Annotated in this window: 1 protein-coding gene; it reads right to left on the bottom strand. The window is 70.0% G+C overall.

Annotated elements, in window-relative coordinates:
• A protein-coding gene (locus ACFQPS_RS20120) for an IS5 family transposase (protein ID WP_377361139.1) occupies nt 1–734 on the bottom strand; the annotation gives its coding sequence in 2 pieces (ribosomal slippage) (nt 1–426 and nt 426–734; 735 coding nt annotated over the 2 pieces). This gene is flagged as partial in the annotation.

Here is a 734-nt window from a genome sequence, read left to right as displayed (position 1 = left end):
GATGGAAGGCAGTGAAGATGTCGGCGCGCCGTTCGTAGCGGACGGCGATCCTACGGAAGCGGGCGAACCATGCCAGGGTGCGCTCGACCACCCAGCGGTGCCGGCCCAGGCGTTGGCTGCTTTCGACGCCGCGCCGGGCGATCCGGGGAATGATGGCGCGCTTGCGCAGGGCGCGCCGGCAGTGGGCGAAATCGTAGGCCTTGTCGGCGTGCAGTTTGGCGGGGCGACGGCGAGGCCGGCCGGCGCACTGGCGGATGGCTGGCACCGCATCGACCAGCGTCTCCAGGAACCTGCTGTCGTGCCGGTTGGCAGCCGAGATGGTCAGGGCGAGGGGGATGCCATTGGCATCAACGAGGATGTGGCGCTTGGAGCCCGGCTTGCCGCGGTCGGTGGGGTTCGGCCCAGTCTCCTGGCCCCCCTTTTTGCCGGGACCGCCGCACTGTCCACCGCGGCCCGTTCCCAGTTGATGGCGTTGGCATAGCCGAGCCGGTCGAGCAGGGCTTGGTGGATGCGCTCCCATACCCCTTTCTCCTGCCACTCGTGCAGGCGCCGCCAGCAGGTCATCCCCGCCCCGCAGCCCATCTCCACGGGCAGGAGTTCCCAAGGGATCCCGGTGCGCAGCACGAACAGGATGCCGGTCAGCGCGGCGCGATCGTCCAGACGGGGCCGCCCGCCCTTCGGCTTGGGCGGCTCCGGTGGGATCAGCGGTTCGATGAACGCCCATAGAGCGTCGG

The sequence above is a fragment of the Rhodocista pekingensis genome (genome assembly GCF_042665545.1).
Classification (GTDB): domain Bacteria; phylum Pseudomonadota; class Alphaproteobacteria; order Azospirillales; family Azospirillaceae; genus Rhodocista; species Rhodocista pekingensis.
Note: the sequence above shows the minus strand (reverse complement) of the source record. Positions and strands in the feature narration are given on the sequence as shown.